The organism is Kitasatospora sp. NPDC056800, from assembly GCF_042789775.1.
Lineage (GTDB): Bacteria > Actinomycetota > Actinomycetes > Streptomycetales > Streptomycetaceae > Kitasatospora.
The window spans coordinates 17133-33279 of record NZ_JBHUAL010000026.1 but is presented as its reverse complement, the minus strand read 5'-3'; the positions used below and the strand labels follow the sequence as shown (position 1 = coordinate 33279).

Annotated in this window: 13 protein-coding genes; 7 read left to right on the top strand and 6 right to left on the bottom strand. The window is 73.9% G+C overall.

Annotated features, from left to right (window positions below; genetic code table 11):
* The first annotated feature begins 40 nt into the window (after nt 1-40).
* From ACFRQN_RS08940 to ACFRQN_RS08930, 3 genes are all read left to right on the top strand, one after another.
* A complete protein-coding gene (locus ACFRQN_RS08940) occupies nt 41-1219 on the top strand; it encodes a P1 family peptidase (protein ID WP_380739346.1) in 1179 nt (392 codons plus the stop codon).
* 205 nt (nt 1220-1424) lie between these two features.
* Entirely contained in the window at nt 1425-5492 is a 4068-nt protein-coding gene (locus ACFRQN_RS08935) for an AAA family ATPase (RefSeq protein ID WP_380739344.1), read from the top strand.
* A 245-nt stretch (nt 5493-5737) separates the two neighbouring features.
* Nucleotides 5738-6727 carry an aldo/keto reductase gene (locus ACFRQN_RS08930; RefSeq protein WP_380739342.1) on the top strand — a complete coding sequence of 330 codons (990 nt, stop codon included), beginning with the start codon at nt 5738-5740 and terminating at the stop codon, nt 6725-6727.
* Between the two features lie 81 nt (nt 6728-6808).
* On the opposite strand, the gene cysD is transcribed toward ACFRQN_RS08930, so the two are convergent.
* A complete protein-coding gene (cysD, locus tag ACFRQN_RS08925; protein WP_380739340.1) occupies nt 6809-7747 on the bottom strand; it encodes a sulfate adenylyltransferase subunit CysD in 939 nt (312 codons plus the stop codon).
* On the bottom strand, nt 7744-8322 hold the full coding sequence (cysC, locus tag ACFRQN_RS08920) for an adenylyl-sulfate kinase (RefSeq protein ID WP_380739338.1): 579 nt from the start codon (nt 8320-8322) through the stop codon (nt 7744-7746). The genes cysD and cysC overlap by 4 nt, the downstream gene beginning before the upstream one ends.
* Before the next feature lie 86 nt (nt 8323-8408).
* On the opposite strand from cysC, the gene ACFRQN_RS08915 reads away from it, so the two are divergent.
* Nucleotides 8409-9053 (top strand): sulfotransferase family protein, encoded by a 645-nt coding sequence (locus ACFRQN_RS08915; RefSeq protein ID WP_380739336.1) that lies wholly within the window; start codon nt 8409-8411, stop codon nt 9051-9053.
* A 48-nt stretch (nt 9054-9101) separates the two neighbouring features.
* Here the strand turns inward: ACFRQN_RS08915 and ACFRQN_RS08910 are convergent, their stop codons facing one another.
* From ACFRQN_RS08910 to ACFRQN_RS08895, 4 genes are all read right to left on the bottom strand, one after another.
* Nucleotides 9102-10307 carry a cytochrome P450 gene (locus ACFRQN_RS08910; RefSeq protein WP_380739334.1) on the bottom strand — a complete coding sequence of 402 codons (1206 nt, stop codon included), beginning with the start codon at nt 10305-10307 and terminating at the stop codon, nt 9102-9104.
* Nucleotides 10308-10389: 82 nt separating this feature from the next.
* Complete coding sequence (locus ACFRQN_RS08905) at nt 10390-10608, bottom strand: ferredoxin (protein ID WP_049653036.1); 219 nt, start codon at nt 10606-10608, stop codon at nt 10390-10392.
* A gap of 217 nt (nt 10609-10825) precedes the next feature.
* Entirely contained in the window at nt 10826-11032 is a 207-nt protein-coding gene (locus ACFRQN_RS08900) for a hypothetical protein (protein ID WP_380739332.1), read from the bottom strand.
* 76 nt (nt 11033-11108) lie between these two features.
* On the bottom strand, nt 11109-11933 hold the full coding sequence (locus ACFRQN_RS08895; RefSeq protein WP_380739330.1) for a class I SAM-dependent methyltransferase: 825 nt from the start codon (nt 11931-11933) through the stop codon (nt 11109-11111).
* Nucleotides 11934-12349: 416 nt separating this feature from the next.
* Between ACFRQN_RS08895 and ACFRQN_RS08890 the strand changes: the two genes are divergently transcribed.
* The 3 genes from ACFRQN_RS08890 to ACFRQN_RS08880 are packed head-to-tail and all read left to right on the top strand — an operon-like array spanning nt 12350 to nt 16121.
* The gene (locus ACFRQN_RS08890) at nt 12350-13153 is read left to right on the top strand and encodes an SDR family oxidoreductase (protein ID WP_074002856.1); all 804 of its coding nucleotides are present in this window, start codon (nt 12350-12352) and stop codon (nt 13151-13153) included.
* Nucleotides 13150-13749: a non-canonical purine NTP pyrophosphatase gene (locus ACFRQN_RS08885; RefSeq protein WP_380739328.1), complete on the top strand. Its 600-nt coding sequence runs from the start codon at nt 13150-13152 to the stop codon at nt 13747-13749. The genes ACFRQN_RS08890 and ACFRQN_RS08885 overlap by 4 nt, the downstream gene beginning before the upstream one ends.
* Entirely contained in the window at nt 13734-16121 is a 2388-nt protein-coding gene (locus ACFRQN_RS08880; RefSeq protein WP_380739326.1) for an MBL fold metallo-hydrolase, read from the top strand. The genes ACFRQN_RS08885 and ACFRQN_RS08880 overlap by 16 nt, the downstream gene beginning before the upstream one ends.
* Nucleotides 16122-16147 lie beyond the last annotated feature (26 nt).

The window sequence follows — 16147 nt, the reverse complement described above, 5'->3', positions numbered from 1 at the left end:
CGCCCCAGTCCCTGCCCCTGCCCCGCGAGGAAGGATCCACATGACCACGCTCTCCACCCCGTCCGGACGCCCCCGGGCCCGCGCCCTCGGCCTGCTCCTGGACGGCACCCCCGGCCCCGCCAACGCCCTGACCGACGTCCCCGGCGTGCGGATCGGCTACACCACGCTCGTCGAGGGCGAGCACGTCCGCACCGGCGTCACCGCGGTGCTCCCGCGCGGACGCGAGGGCGTGGGCACGCCGTGCGCGGCCGGCTGGTACGCGCTGAACGGCAACGGCGAGATGACCGGGACGACCTGGATCGAGGAGACCGGCGCGCTCAACGGCCCGGTCATGGTGACCAACACCCACGCCGTCGGCACCGTGCACCGGGGCGTCGTCGACTGGACCGCCGCCCACCGGCCCGACCTGGCCCGGCAGTGGCTGCTGCCGGTGGTCGCCGAGACCTGGGACGGCTACCTCAACGACATCAACGGACCGCACGTCGGCGCCGAGCACGCGATCGCCGCGATCGAGTCGGCGGCGGCCGGGCCGGTCGAGGAGGGCTGCGTCGGCGGCGGCACCGGGATGAACTGCTACGGCTTCAAGGGCGGTTCCGGCACCGCCAGCCGGGTCGTCCGCTACGGCTCCGCCGACTACACCGTGGGCGCCTTCGTCCAGGCCAACTTCGGCGACCGGCGCGAACTCGTGGTCTGCGGCGTCCCGGTCGGGCGGGAGCTGTCGGCGGACAACCCGATGGAGGACGACGACTGGTTCGCCCCCGGCGGGGCCGGCTCGGTGATCGTCGTGATCGGCACGGACGCGCCGCTGCTGCCCGGCCAGTGCAAGGCGCTGGCCCGCCGGGTGCCGCTGGGCCTGGCCCGGACCGGCACCAGCGGGGGCCACTTCTCCGGCGACGTCTTCCTCGCCTTCTCCACCGCCAACCCGGGCGCGCTGGGCAGCTCCTTCCCCCGGGGCGAGCCCGGCGACACCGACTACGACACCCTGCGGTTCATCCCCTGGGGCCGGATCGACCCCTTCTACGAGGCCGTCGTCCAGGCCGTGGAGGAGGCGGTGCTGAACGCCCTGGTCACCGCCGAGGAGACGACCGGCCGCGACGGCCACCGCTCCCCCGCACTCCCCCACCAGCGGCTCCGCGAACTCCTAGCGGCCCGCGGCGCGTTGGCGGCGGCCGAGGACGGGACACCGCCCGGCCCGGGCGCGGGGCCGCTGTCCGCGTAGCCGTGGCCACAGGGCTCGGACGTCCCACCGCCTCCGCCCCGCCGGAGGTACCATCCAGGCCCCCGCAGCGGCACGAAGTCTCTGGAACCCTACGCTTCCACAACGAATGTGGCTTTCCGCACCGACGTGCGTGCACGCTCTGGTAGTCAGGTGGCGGCTGCAGGCGGGTGGCCGCGCAGTGCGGCCCCCGCAGGAGGGGAAGCACATGAGCACGTCATCGAGGTCGGCCGTCATCGCCACCGAACAGCAGGCGGTCGACCGCGCGTACGCCTGTTACGAGGCCAAGCTCGCCGAACTGTCCGGCGACTCGTCAGCCCAGGCGGCAGCCAGCGGGAAGGACGGCATCGCGGCCCGGGCGGAGTCCTTGGCCAGGGCAGAGGAGTTCCGGCTGGAGGGCGAGAACCTCGTCACGATGCGGGTGGACACCCGGTCGGACGAGACGGGCGAGCCGGAGGTCTTCTACCTCGGGCGGCGGACGGTGCACGACGCCGAGACCCGGGACACCGTCGTCATCTCCTGGACGAACAAGCTCGCCACCACGTGGCGCCTGGCCAAGCCGGACACCCCAGGGGAGATTCGGTTGCGGCGGCGTCTGGACTGCGACCAGCGAACGGTCCGAGACTACCGCGACGAGATAGGTCCGCTGGTCCCGGCCGCCGCCAGAACGGCGGCGGGCGTGCCATCCCCCGGAGACGTCTTCGGCCCCGCCGCCGCAGTCGGAAAGCCGGCCGTGGACGACCTACTGCTCCGCGACCTCGACCGCGCCCGCCGCAGCCGTATGCGCGACATCGTCGAGACAATCCAGCCCGACCAGATGGCGCTGGTGGCTGGCCCGTCCACAGACGTCCTGGTCGTCCAGGGCGGTCCGGGTACCGGAAAGTCGGCCGTCGGTCTCCACCGGGTCACCTGGCTCATCGACAACAAGCGCTTCCAGGCGCAAGACATCCTCGTGGTCGGACCGCACCGCAGATTCCTGGAGTACGTGGGCAGGGTGCTGCCAACCCTGGGCACGCGCAACGTCACCGCCGTCGAGCTCTCCTTTCTCTGGGAGGGCACCGTGCGGGCCGAGGACACACCGTCGGTGCGGCGGATCAAGTCGGATGAGCGTATGGCGGACGTGCTACGGCGCCGGGTCGAGGGCAACTGCCGACCGACCGCCGTCGACGCAGCCGTCACCGCCGCGCCGGACGAGCGCCACGAGCCGATGTTCACCATCGTCCTGGGCAGCGCACCCCTGAGGGTTCCGGCGTCCGAGGTCCGCCGCGTCTTCGAGGCCACCCGCAGTGGGCCCGGCCACTACCGGGCCCGCCGGGACCGCTTCCGCGACGTACTGGTCGACCTCTTGCTGGCCGCGCTGCGGCAGGGCTTCCCCCAGCGCGCCCGCGACCGGACCGTTCGGCAGAGTATCGAGCGCCATCGCCAGGTTGCCGCGCTCGTCGAACGCGCGTGGCCTCCCCTTAGCCCGGAGGAGGCTCTGCGGAGCCTACTGAACTCGTCGGGCAAGCTGGCCGAGTGCGCTGCCGGGGTGCTCGACACGGCGGAGCAGGCGCTGCTCTCGCGCCCGGCTGCCGAACGTGCCGAGGACGAGCCGTGGACCCTGGACGACCTTGTGTGCCTCGAAGAGCTGCGCACCCTCATCTCGGGGGAGACGCCGCAGCGTTATCCCCACATCGTCGTGGACGAGGCCCAGGACCTGACTCCCATGCAAGCCAGGTCACTGCGGCGGCGCAATCCGAAGGGGTCGATGACAGTGCTCGGCGACCTCGCGCAGGCCACCGGACCGCATAGCTACCCGAGTTGGGAACGGATCGGCCGGATCCTGGCGGGCGAGGCCGGCTGGCACCTCGAGGAGCTCACCACCAGTTACCGCGTGCCGGCCCAGATCATGGAGTTCGTCGCTCCGCTCGCCCGGGCGGTAGCCCCGTCTGTTCCCTTCCCGGCCGCAGTGAAGGAGGCGAACGGGGAGCCCGTGCGAATCGTGGAGACCACGCCTTGGCAGCTCCTCGCCGAGGCGGTCGGGCACGCCGCTCGACTGGCCAGCTCGGACGGTCGCACCCAGCGCTCCATCGCCCTGGTCGTCCCCGACGACTCGGACTGGCTCCAGCAGGTCCAGCTCCTGGTGGGCTCCGCGGATGCGATGACCGACGAGGTCCGGGAGGCGGTGACCATCCTGGCCGCCGGCGAGGCGAAAGGAATGGAATTCGACCACGTTCTCGTCCTGGAGCCCGCGATCATCACCGCCCGCGGTGCCGAGGGCCCGCGCCAGCTGTATGTGGCCCTGACCCGAAGCACCCAGACGCTGACTGTGCTGCACGCCTCACCCCTGCCTGCGGTCATGCTGCCCACCGCCGACCCGTCGCCCACCGCCGGACCAGACCACCCTGCCCCGGAGCCCCCGTCCGACCCTGCGCGGGGCCCCGTCTGCTCGCGCTTCCACCTGGACGGCGAGCGCTGCGACCTGCCCACGCGGAACGCCGACGGCTGGTGCCGCGACACCTCCTGCGGCGGCTTCCGAACGAGCGCGGTGCCGGACCGACCAGTGCCCCGCAACCTGCCCAGGGTGCCCACCGACGCCGATCTCGGAGCCCTGCTGGAAGCGTCGGAGGTATTCCTCGGCAGGCTCCGGGTGACCAGGGCCGCTGTGCGGGCCTTCGTGACCGCGCACGGTGGCAGCGACCAGGAGGCCGAGGCCGAGATTCGCGGCGTGATCGCCAGGTTCCTGACCGACGGGCGCCAGGCGCAGCAGTCGGACGGCTACCGACTCGTCGACCTCAACGGCTACCGGTTCGTCTTGAGCCACGACGGGACGGCCCTGACCGGCTACCGAAGCGTGCACGGCGAGCGGAGCCCGGCGCAGTTCCTGGCCGGGGTCCCGTCCCGATACAGGTCCTCCGGCCTCGCCTCCGACCGCGCCCTTGATCTCCAGGACACGGCGGCGGTACGTGCCCTGGCGGCCGAGCAGATCCAGGTGAGCGTCGAGGCTCGAGCCGCGTACGCCAATCTCACCTCGGACAGGCAGGATCAGACCGACGCCTTCCTTGGTCGGCTCCGCAACGCGCTCGCGGCGGATCTGTCCGGCGGTCACATCGAGACCGGGTCGCGGGGCAGTCACCTCGTCCTCGCTCCCGGACGCACCTGGAGCCTTTCGCCGGACGGCAGCTCAGTGATCTTCCTGCGTAAACCCACCCCAATGGACGCGGAGATCCTGGCGGCCTCCGGCCTCGGCGAGGCGGACGAACTCGCCGCCGGTACCGAACTACGGGTACGCGCCCTCGCCCACGGTGACCAGCTTCACTGGAGGGTCACCCCGGTGGCGGAGGACCGGCAGCGGCGGTTCATCCTGAAGCTGAGGCCCAGTGACCGGACACCCGAGGCCGGGCAGGAACTGGATGTCTGGGTCGTGCAGCACCGCTCCGGCGTGTACGTCGTGTCGGCGAACGATTTCGGGCGCCATCCGGTCACGGAGCGCTCGGCCGAACGGTGCAGGGCCGCGCTGGCAGTCCTAACCGCCCTCGGTGACGACGTCCCGGCGGCACCGCCCGAGACCGGTCTCAGGGAACTCGACGGCATGGTCGCCTGCTGTCTCCGTCGCGACCAGACCGACTGGCTATCCGTCTGGCAGCTCCTCGGCTCCCCGTCCCCCGCCGACCTGACGATGCTGCGGGACTTCTCCTCCGGCCTTTCGGAAGCCGCACGGTCGGCTGACACGGCCGAGTTGGACCGGCTCAGCGAGATCCTCCGGAGCAGCGGCTGGCGGGACCGGGCAGTCGCCGCCCTGGCGAAACTCACAACCGAGGAATCCGCGGAGGCGTCTGCCGAAGCCACGCCGTCCGCGGTACCTGCCGGAACCACGCCAGCTGCTCTCCTGGAGACAGAACTCGCTGCCGCAGCCGAGGCCGACCGGACCTGCCTCCGGCACGAGGCAGTGCGCCACCGTCTCATGGCCGGCCTTTTCGAGGCCGGGCACAAGCCGCAGGACTCATCGATCGCCGATGTCGTCCGGCCCGGAGAGCGCGGTCCGATCGTCTACGAGGTCCTTCCGGCCGGCCACACCTCTTACCACGCCGTACGGTCCGGCGCCGTCCGTGTGCGGGAGATCGGGCTGATGGCGGGTGGAACTCCCGAGCGGCTCCACCTTGTCCTCACCTCGCCGCCCGACGAACCGTGGATCCCAGACCTCGTCGAACGGGTCCTCGACGTCTCCGTCCTCTGGCCCTCGGACACCGGCTGGCAGGGCCCTGGAAGCTCCTCCGCCGTCGGCACCGTCGTCTGAGTGACGCCTGGACATCGGATCAGGTGGCGCGTCGGCCGACAACGCCCCCTGGCACCGATCGAAGACTCTGCGCCGGCGTGATCGTCCACGGAATGGCGCCGCGCCGGCGTCCCCCACCCGGCGCCGCCGGAAGGCCCCGGCACCGTAAGGTCCTCTCCGGAAGACGAGGCCGACCGGTCACCCGGACCGGGGCGTCGGAAGGCGTCGGGCCGCGGGAAGATCGGGACGAAGGGCTGGCACGTCACATGCAACAGCGCAGTCTGCGGGACCTCCAGGTGTCGGCCATCGGCCTCGGCTGCATGGGGATGTCCGCCTTCTACGGCACCGCCGACCAGGACGAGGCCGTCGCGACCATCCGGCACGCCCTGGACCTCGGCATCACGTTCCTCGACACGGCGCAGGTCTACGGGCCGCTCACCAACGAGTCCCTGGTCGGCGAGGCCGTCCGGGGACACCGTGACGAGTACGTGATCGCCACAAAGTTCAACTACCGCATGGACGGCGCCGTTCCGGGCGACATGTCGACCGTGGGCCGCCAGGACGGCTCGGCCGAGCACGTCCGCGGTTCCGTCCACGGTTCGCTCGCGCGGCTCGGCACCGACCGCATCGACCTGTACTACCAGCACCGGGTCGACCCGGAGGTGCCCATCGAGGAGACCGTCGGCGCGCTCGGCGAACTGGTCGCCGAGGGGAAGGTCCGGTACATCGGACTGAGCGAGGCGAGCGCCGAGACCATCCGCCGCGCCAACGCCGTTCACCCGGTCACCGCCGTCCAGAGCGAGTACTCGCTCTGGACACGGGACGTGGAGGCCGAGGTCCTCCCCACCTGCCGGGAGCTCGGGATCGGCTTCGTGCCGTACTCCCCGCTCGGCCGCGGCTTCCTCGCGGGCCGCTTCAGCTCCCCGGACGAGCTCGACAAGGACGACTTCCGCCGCACCAACCCGCGCTTCACCGAGGCCAACCTGGCGGCCAACCTCCGGCTCGCCGGGAAGGTGAAGGAGATCGCCGCGGAGAAGCAGGTCACCCCGGCCCAGCTGGCGATCGCCTGGGTCCTGGCCCGCGGCGAGCACCTCGTGCCGATCCCGGGCACCAAGCGCCGCAGCTACCTGGAGCAGAACGCGGGCGCGGTCGACGTCGAGCTGACCGCCGAGGACCTGGCCCGCATCGAGGCCGAGCTGCCCGAGGTCGCGGGCGAGCGCTACGACGAGGACGGGATGCGGGCGGTCAACCGCTGAACGACCGCCGGACCCGGAGCCCGGCGACTGCCAGTGGGACGGCTGGACCCCTCCGGGCCCGGGGGCAGCGGCGGGCGGGCGTCAGAAGTACCCCTCCCGCTTGCGGTCCTCCATCGCCGCCTCGGAGAGCCGGTCGTCCGCACGGGTGGCGCCGCGCTCCGTCGAGCGGCAGGCCGCGAGTTCCGCGATGACCTGGGCCGGGGTCGTCGCGTCCGATTCGACGGCTCCGGTGCAGGACATGTCGCCGACCGTGCGGTAGCGGACCAGCCGGGTCTCCAGCCGCTCGCCCTCCCCCGGGCCGCCCCAGGCACCGGGGGTGAGCCACATGCCCGCGCGGGCGAACACCTCCCGCCGGTGGGCGTAGTAGAGCGCGGGGAGGCCGACGCCCTCGCGCTCGATGTACTGCCAGACGTCGAGCTCGGTCCAGTCGGACAGCGGGAAGACCCGGACGTGTTCGCCGGGGCCGCACCGGGCGTTGTAGAGCCGCCAGAGCTCGGGGCGCTGGCGCCCCGGGTCCCAGCCGCCGGACCCGTCGCGGATCGAGAACACCCGCTCCTTGGCCCGGGCCCGGTCCTCGTCCCGGCGGGCCCCGCCGAACACCGCGTCGAACCCGTGCCGCTCGATCGCGGCCGTCAGCGGGACGCTCTGCAGCACGTTGCGGCTGCCGTCGGGCCGCTCCCGCAGCCGCCCGTCGTCGATGAACTCCTGGACGGAGACGACGTGCAGGCGCAGCCCGTGGGCGGCGACCAGGCTGTCCCGGTGGGCGAGGACCTCCGGGAAGTTGTGCCCGGTGTCGACGTGGAGCAGCGGGAAGGGCAGCGGCGCGGGGCCGAACGCCTTGCGCGCCAGGTGCAGCAGGACGATGGAGTCCTTGCCGCCGGAGAAGAGCAGCACGGGCCGCCCGCACTCGCCCACCGCCTCCCGGATGATCTGCACGGCGTCCGACTCCAGCAGGTCGAGCTGGGAGAGGCCGGGCGGGCCCGTGCCCGGTCCGTCGGCCGGAGCGCCGCCGGCCGTCACGACGCGCACAGTCCCCGGTCGGTCAGGAGCGCGCGCAGCGCCCTGACCGACTCGGCCTCGCTCTGCCGGTCCGTGTCCAGCCTCAGGTCCGGCCGCTCCGGTTCCTCGTACGGGTCGTCCACCCCGGTCAGGCCGGTGAGCAGCCCCTCGCGCTGCCGCGCGTAGAGGCCCTTGACGTCGCGCCGGGCGCAGACCTCGACCGGCGCCGCGACGTGGACCTCCAGGTACGCCGTCCCCGACTTCTCGTGCCGCCTGCGCACCGCCTCGCGGGCCTGCTCGTACGGGGCGATGACCGGCACCAGCGTGAGGACGCCGTTGCGGGCGAGCAACTCGGCCACCAGGCCCACCCGTTGGACGTTGGTGTCCCGGTCGGCCCGGGAGAAGCCGAGGCCGGCCGAGAGCAGGCCGCGCATCTCGTCCCCGTCCAGCACCTCGGTCCGGCGGGCCTCGGCCCGCAGTTGCGCGGCGAGGGCCCACGCGATCGTCGACTTGCCGGCGCTGGGCAGGCCGGTCAGCCAGACCGTGGCCCCGGGGAGGCCCTCGCGGGAGGCGACGGGGCGGGACGGATCGTTCACACCCGCTAGAACGAGGCCGGCGCCGTGACGACACGATGCCGGGCGGCTCCGTACCCCCGCGGGGCTCCGCGTCGTTGGGTTCCCATGTGAGCGCATCCTCCTTCCAGCCGGACCCCTCCGAGCGCTTCCAGCCGGTCCCGTCCGAGCGCGACGGCGGCCGCCCGCGCCCGCCGAAGGTCTTCGGCCTCGGTCTGACGCGCACGGGCACGCGCTCCCTGACCGCGGCCCTGGGCGTCCTGGGGTTCGACGTCGTCCACTACCCGGTCGACGGGGCCACCTACCGCACGCTGCTGGCCGGCAGCGCGCGGTTCCCGCTGCTCGAATCGCACGACGGCCTCACCGACATCACCGTCGTGCCGTACTACCAGGACCTCGACCTCGCCTGGCCGGGCAGCAGGTTCGTGCTGACCGTCCGCGAGGAGGAGAGCTGGCTGCGGTCCTGCCGGACGCACTGGGAACGACCGCTGCCGGACCGGGGCGACGGCCGGGACGTCCGTCTCGAAGGCGACCTCCAGCGCTTCCTGCGGGCCGCGGTGTACGGCTGTCACGCGTTCCACGCGGAGCGGTTCCGCGGGGTGTACCGGCGGCATGTCGCCGAGGTGGCCCGGTACTTCGCGGACCGGGCCGACGACCTGCTCGTCCTCGACGTCGTCGGGGGCGAGGGGTACGAACGGCTAGCCCCCTTCCTCGGCGTGCCGGTCCCGGACGAGCCGTTTCCGCACCTCAGTTAGCCAGGGATCCGGCCGGTACTCCGGTGAGAGTTCTCCCTCGGGCCCCGCTCACCAGGTCACGGGCAGTGACCGCATCCCGTAGATGAACGACTCGGTACGGAACTCGCGCTCGCCGGCCGGCCGCAGCCCCGGCAGCCGGCGGAACAGCGTCTCCAGGGCGATCTGGAGTTCGGCGCGGGCCAGCGGCTGGCCCAGGCACTGGTGCACGCCGAAGCCGAACGCCAGGTGCCGCCGGGCGTCCCGGTACACGTCCAGCTCGTCCGTCGCCCGGTGGCCGGCGCCGCCGAACGCCGCCTCGTCCCGGTTGGCGGTGGAGAGCATCGCCATCACGCCCTCCCCGGCCCGGACGGTGACGCCGCCCAGCTCCACGTCCTCCAGCGCTACCCGGGGCAGGCCGGTGTGCACGATGGTCAGCAGCCGCAGCAGCTCCTCCACCGCGCCCGGCAGGGTGGCCGGGTCGGCCAGGCCGGGGATCTGCTCGGGGTGCTCCAGCAGCAGCGCGGTCGACAGCGCGATCATGTTCGCGGTCGTCTCGTGCCCGGCGACCAGCAGCAGCACGCCCATGGCGGCCACGTCGACCGGGGTCAGGTCGTCCCGCGCCGCGAGCCGGCTGAGGACGTCGTCCTCCGGCTGTGCGCGCTTGCGGGCCGTCAGGTCGCGCAGGTAGTCATGGACCTCCTCCTGGGCCTCCCGGAGCTGCTCCACGGTGCTCTCCCGGTTGAGCATCGTGCGGCTCAGGCGCTGGAAGCGGTCGTGGTCCTCGTACGGCACGCCGAGCAGCAGGCAGATCACCAGCGAGGGCACCGGCAGCGCGAAGTCGGTGACCAGGTCGGCCGTGGTCCGGCCCGCGGTCATCCGGTCCAGTGCCTCGTCCACGATCCGCTGGATCTCCGGGCGCAGCGCCTCCACCCGCTTGACCAGGAACTCCCCGGTGAGCATGCGGCGCTGGCGGGCGTGCTCGGGGTCGTCGAGCCGCAGGAAGTCCGGATTGTCGGTGATCAGCTCGCGAGCGCCGGCGATCAGCAGCGGGAAGGTCGGGTGGCGTATGTCGGCACTGAACCGGCGGTCGGACAGTACGGTGCGGACCTCGGCGATGCCGGTGACCAGCCAGCAGAGGTCGCCGTCGGGCAGCACGGCCCTGGTCACCGGCCCGGCGGCGGCGGCCTCGGGGTACGCGGGCGGCGGGCCGAACGGGCAGCCGCCGGAGTGCCGGGCCGGCAGTGGGAGGACGGGGGTGGTGGGTGCGGTGGTCACGGCGGGGGTCTCCTCACGTCGCGGGTGTTCTCGTGGGGTTCGGGGCCCGGGAGGGTTCCCGGCGGCCTGCGGCGGGGGTCCGTCAGGCCCCGGTCCGCGCGGGCTCGTCCCCGGTGACGGTGATCGCCCGGCCCGGGCAGAGCTCGGAGGCGAGTCTGACGTCGTCGAACTGCTCGGGCAGCAGGACGGTCTGACGGAGTCTCACCAGACTGTCCCGTTCGTCCTGGTCGAAGACCGCGGGGGCGTTCGTCACGCACATGCCGGAGCTGCAGCAACGGTCCCGGTCGACGCTCACCTGCATGTCGGGCACCTTTCGCCAGGGCGGCGCCGGCTGCCCGGCGGCCGCCTCTCGTTGTCACGGTCAAACTAGCCGTCGCCGGTCCGCTTACGGACGGGTACGGTGGCCGGACCGAGAACGGCTGAATCGGCCCCTGTGCGTGAACCCCCATGGCCGCACAATGCGTTCAACCCGCGGTACTTCATCGGAAGAGTCGGCGGACCCGGCCGCGCGGACGGCCTCACAAGCCTTCGGCGGTGGCCAACTCCCGTACGGAGGCCACCGTATGGGCCTCGGCGGCGCTCCTGTCCGGCCGGCAGCGCACCGCCCGGGCGAACCGCCGGGCCGGCCCGGCGGGGTGGCGGGGGCCGCGCCGGAGGCCGTCGAAGGCGACCTCGACGACCGGTTCCGGCCGGACCGGCACCGTCCGGGCGTCCCGCCCGGTCATGGACAGGATCCGGGTTCCGCGCCTCACGACCGGCCCCGGCACGGTCGCTGTCGCCGCACCGGCCGTCTGGCTCCGCTCATGATCGCGCGGACGGAGCCCGGCCGGGGCGGAGGCCTCGATGCCGCCGCGTCGCGGTCAACGCCTCGGTACGGACGGTCTGTTCGAAGCGGCCGTCCGGGCTGATGCCGGCCAGCGCCGTCCGCAGGTCCCGTTCGAAGGCGTCCTTCCGGCCGCCGAGCCGGGCGGGGGTGAAGGAGGAGTGCGAGAACTGGAGGCCGATGACCTCGTCGAGGGTGCGGTCGACGCGGTACGTCCAGTGCGCGGCCGTGACGCGGGGGAAGGGGGAGCGACGGAGGATCTCGCGGTTCGACTCCTCCTGTTCCGGGCGGGAGCCGTCGTCTCCGCCGCCGGGGAGCGTGCGGTACGCCTCCCGTACCTCGTCCACGGCGCGCGACCACGCCGTCCCGGTCGGTTCCGTGGCGACGATGACCACGCCGCCCCGAGGGTTGACGAGGCCGTCGAGGTCGGCGAGGACCTGCTCGCGGGACATCCAGTGGAACGACCTGCCCATGACGCAGAGGTCCAGCGGGGGAAGGCCCAGCGCGCGCAGGTCCGAGGAGTCTCCCCGCCTCCACCGGATGGTGCCGACGTTCTGCCGTTCGGCGATCGACCGGCCTTCTTCGAGCATGCCCGGTTCCGGGTCCACGGCGATGACGTGGGCGACCAGCCGGGACAGCGGGAGGGCGAGGATGCCTGGTCCGCATCCGAGGTCGAGGGCCGTCTGGGTCCCGTTCAGCCCGAAGGCCTCGGCGAGGAAGTCGAAGAGCTCCCGCGGGTACCGCGGCTGGTAGCGGGCGTAGTGCGACGCGCCGGAGGCGAAGAGCTCACCCGGGGAGGACATCCGGACCTCCGACGACCGACCGGGGCGTGCCGGGCGGGTTCACCGCGGCCCCGCCCGGGCGGGTGAGGGGCTGCAGAGCCTCCGGCGGGCGGTCGGCGGCAGCCTCCCAATGGGCTCGCGTCCGGCCGGTGCGCGGCGGGGGCCGGCGGTCCTCGGGAGGCACCGGGAATCCGGTCGTCACGGGCGGGTGCACGGGCGTTCCTCCGGCAGGCGGCGGGCGGGGCGGGCAGGGAAGGCGAGGGGGCTGGGTTGCGGTGCGTATCGCCACGTGCACCATAAGTCACAGGTAGGTGGTTCGTCCGACGACTGATCGCCGTCGCTCCAAGCCGAGGAGGCGGGACATGGCGCCCCACCCTCACCCCGACCCCGCGAAGCCTCGTTCCGCACCTCGTCCGGGTCTCGCGGACACGACCTGTGTGATCACCGGAAGCGCGTCGGGCATCGGTCGCGCCGTCGCCCACGCCTTCGTCGGCGCGGGAGCCCACGCCGTCCTGGTGGACCGGGACTCCGACGGGCTGCGCCGGGTCGCCGGAGAACTCGGCCCGGCGGCCTCCGTGGTGGTGGGCGACATCTCGCGGCACGCGGACTGCCTGGAGGCCGCGCGGGCGGCCGAGGGGACGGCGCTGCCGGTCCGGTCGCTGGTCAACTGCGCGGCGAGCTTCCTGGCCCTCGGCGAGGGCGCCGGCCCCGCGGACTGGGACCGGAGCCTGGGCGTGAACGTCAAGGGCAGCGCGATGATGACGTCGGCGCTGGCCCCCGTGCTGCGCAGGGCGCGAGGGGCCTCGGTGGTCAACGTCGCGTCCGTCTCGGGGCACATCGCCCAGCCCCGCCAGTGGACGTACAGCGCCGGCAAGGGGGCGCTGCTCGCGCTGACCCGCTGCCAGGCGCTCGACCTGGCGGACGACGGCATCCGGGTCAACAGCGTCTCGCCGGGCCTGATCTGGACCCCGGAGACCGACCGGATGACCGGCGGCGACCGGGCGCGCTGGGGGCCCGTGCTCGGCGACCACCACATCCTGCGGCGGGTGGGGCAGCCGGAGGAGGTCGCGGCCGTCGTGCTGTTCCTCTGCGGGCCCGGCGCGTCGTTCATCACCGGCGCCGACCTGCCGGTCGACGGCGGCTACCTCGCCATGGGCCACAGCAGGTCGGAACCCGAGGTGCTGCCGGGGCGCAGGGACGACCGGGCCCCTTCCCGGCACGTGGACGGGACGCCCGCATGATGCACGCCGTACTGGCGACCGGCAATCCCCGCAAGGCCGCCGAGATCGTCGAACTGCTCTACGGGGTCCTGGAGTTGCTGCCCCGGCCCGGATGGCTTCCCGAGACCGTCGAGGACGGGACGACGGTCGAGGAGAACGCCTACCTCAAGGCCTCCGCGGTGGCCCTCGCGACCCGCCTGCCCGCGGTGGCCGACGACACCGTGATGGAGGTGGACGCCCTGGGCCTCGCTCCCGGGCTGTTCTCGGCCCGCTACGCCGGCGAGGGCGCGGGCGACGCCGCGAACGTGGCCAAGGTGCTCGCCGAGATGGCGGGTGTCGCCGCCCCGGGCCGGGGAGCCCGGGTGCGCACCGTGGCGCTGCTCTGCTACCCGGACGGACGGCGGGTGGTCAGCGAAGGGGTCGCCCGGGGCCGGATCACCGAACGCCCGCTCGGCGACCGCGGGTTCGGCTACGACACCGTGTTCGTGCCCGACGACGGCGACGGACGCACGCTCGGCCAGATGACCGCGGACGAGAAGGCCCGGCTGTACTGCCGGGGGCGGGCGTTCCGCGGCCTGGCCGCCTCCCTGAAGAGCGCGGCATGCCGGTCGCGCTAGAGCTCGGCGGACACGCGACGGTCCTGATCCGGGCGGACGCCTTCACCCTGCTCTGCGACCCCCACCTGCACGACAGCTACCGCGGCGGCCTCCTCGGCTTCGCCCCCGCCCGACGCGTCCTGCCGCACGCGCTGCCCCGGCCCGACGCGGTGTGGATCTCCCACTCCCACCGCGACCACTTCGACCTCGCCTCCCTGGCCCGGCTCGACCGGGCGCTGCCGGTCCTGCACCCCGACGACCCGAGGATCGCGCACGCCCTCCGCCGGCTGGGCTTCCGCGACACCGTCGTGGTGCGCGACTGGACGGCGTTCAGCCCCCGCCGGGGCGTCGAACTGACGTGGACGCCCTCGACGATGGCCGTCCCCGAGCATGGGCTCTCGGTCCGCACCCGGGACGCCTTCGTCTGGCACATGGTCGACAGCCTGGTCACGCCCGCGTGGGTGCGGCGGCTGCTCGCCGACGGACCACCGCCGGACGTCCTGCTGGCTCCCTGCCAGCCGATCGAGGAGACCCGCAGTGTGGAGGGCGTCCCACCCGGGGTGGACCCGGACTGGTCCGATCCGCTGACGGCGCTGATGGCACAGGTCCGCCCCGCACACGTGGTCCCGCTGCCGGAGGGGCAGTACGGGCTGGGCGAGGCGGCCTGGCTCAACGGGCACAAGTTCCCCGTACCGCCCCGGCTGGTCGACCGGGCGCTGCGCGCGGACGACCCGGAGCGCCGGGTGCTGCGCCCCGGCCCGGGAGACCGGCTCACCGTGACGGGAGGGACCGTGCGGTGGGAGGAGGCCGCCGTGGACTGGGTGCGGGCCACCGACGAGCCGCGCGACCGCAGCTACCGTCCGGGAAGCTGGATCGGCCGGCTGGCCGCGGGCCCCGGTCCCGCCGCCGGGGACGGCCGGAGCGCGCCGGACGGCCACGGCGGAGCGGCGGCACTGGACCGGCTGTTCCCCTGGCCACCGGGGCTTCCCGGGGCTGACGCCCCCTCCGGCCGGGTGACGGTGCCCGGCCTGCCCGAGCTCGCGGCGGCCGCCCGGGGCCGGCTCCGCGCCACCGCGTACCGCTTCGTCACGGTGGGCGCCGACGCGGAACCGCTCGCGGAGCGGACCGTACGGCTGGGCGTCGACGGCACGCTGTCCGCCCTGCCGTCGGCGAGCGTGCCGGACGTCGAACTGGCGGTCTCCGTCCGGGATCTGGACGACCTGCTCGACGGGCGCCTGGGCTACTCCGCGGCGCAGTACGGCGGGCGGCTGCGCGAGGTGCGGCCCGGGCCGGCGGCCGATCCCGACGCCGGCCCCGCCGTTGTCACCAGCCGGCATGACCCGGTCCCCGCCACCGGGGCGGTGATGCTGTCGGGCACCGGGCTGTTCGCGATCCTGCTGCGCACCCGGCTCGGTTCGGCGCTGGTGGAGCTGGACCACGAGCTCGACGCCCGGCTCCCGGACCGTCCGGTGCCTCCGGTGCTTCCGCCCTCCGCGCCGCCGGCCCATGCCCTTCCCCCGGTCGTCCGGCCGCAGCCGCGGGCCGGGGAGCAGCCGCCCCGGTTCTGGCCGCGCGTCGCCCGCTGCCTGGCGCGGGGCGAGGACCCGTCCGCCGCGTCCGGAACGTTCACCGACGCCGGTCGTACGCACTACCTCGGTGTGCTCGGGCGCGGCGAGTGGCCCGCGCCCGCGCCCGGGCCAGGGCCGGACGACGGCGTGGGACTGCTCGTGCTGACGAGCCTGCTGGACGCCCAACCCCACCTCGGTGGCGGGGTGCGGTTCCCGGGCTCCTCCTACCGGCGGTTGCTGGCGAACATCGAGCGCTCTCCCGTCCGCCGGTGGCGGGTAGCCGCGGCGCTTCCCCCCGGGGTACGAGTGCCCCGGTGGCGTGCGGCCTCGCTGTTCCCCGTCTCGGCCGAGCGGCTCCGTGCCGACCTGGCCCGCCGGGGCTGGGACGGCGAACTGCTCGGCCCCGTCGGCCCCGACCCGGCCGTGACCGGCGGAGCCGAGCGCTGCTGGTGGCTCGGCGTGCCCCCGCTGGAGGGGCCGTCCGACGGCCTGTGGGCCCTGGTCCTCCAGGAGTCGCCCGGGTGCCGGCTCCACGGTCTGGTCGAGGCCGCCCCCGGGCCGGAGGACCCGGCAGTGGAACAGCCCGACTTCCGCGTGCGGGCGGCGCTGTCCCGCCCGTCGGCGCCACCGGACGCCGTCCTGCACGCACTGCTCGGCGGTGACGTGCGGTTCTCCTGGCTGCTGCCGCCCCGGGAGACCGTACGGAAGGCCGGACGGACCGTGGACCCGGTCGCCTTCGCGGAGCGGGTCGCCCTGCTCGCCCTCGCGGAACTGGCCCGCCGGGCGTACGCGAGGACCGGGCCGCCACCGGCCGGCACCGGCTGACCCCGACCGCCCCCGGCCGTCTCCGA

What these genes read in the sequence shown, in the direction of transcription:
- ACFRQN_RS08940 (WP_380739346.1), top strand. Translation starts at nt 41, where the DNA reads ATGACCACGCTCTCCACCCCGTCCGGACGCCCCCGGGCCCGCGCCCTC.
- ACFRQN_RS08935 (WP_380739344.1), top strand. Translation starts at nt 1,425, where the DNA reads ATGAGCACGTCATCGAGGTCGGCCGTCATCGCCACCGAACAGCAGGCG.
- ACFRQN_RS08930 (WP_380739342.1), top strand. Translation starts at nt 5,738, where the DNA reads ATGCAACAGCGCAGTCTGCGGGACCTCCAGGTGTCGGCCATCGGCCTC.
- ACFRQN_RS08905 (WP_049653036.1), bottom strand. Translation starts at nt 10,608, where the DNA reads ATGCAGGTGAGCGTCGACCGGGACCGTTGCTGCAGCTCCGGCATGTGC.
- ACFRQN_RS08900 (WP_380739332.1), bottom strand. Translation starts at nt 11,032, where the DNA reads ATGACCGGGCGGGACGCCCGGACGGTGCCGGTCCGGCCGGAACCGGTC.
- ACFRQN_RS08895 (WP_380739330.1), bottom strand. Translation starts at nt 11,933, where the DNA reads ATGTCCTCCCCGGGTGAGCTCTTCGCCTCCGGCGCGTCGCACTACGCC.
- ACFRQN_RS08885 (WP_380739328.1), top strand. Translation starts at nt 13,150, where the DNA reads ATGATGCACGCCGTACTGGCGACCGGCAATCCCCGCAAGGCCGCCGAG.
- ACFRQN_RS08880 (WP_380739326.1), top strand. Translation starts at nt 13,734, where the DNA reads ATGCCGGTCGCGCTAGAGCTCGGCGGACACGCGACGGTCCTGATCCGG.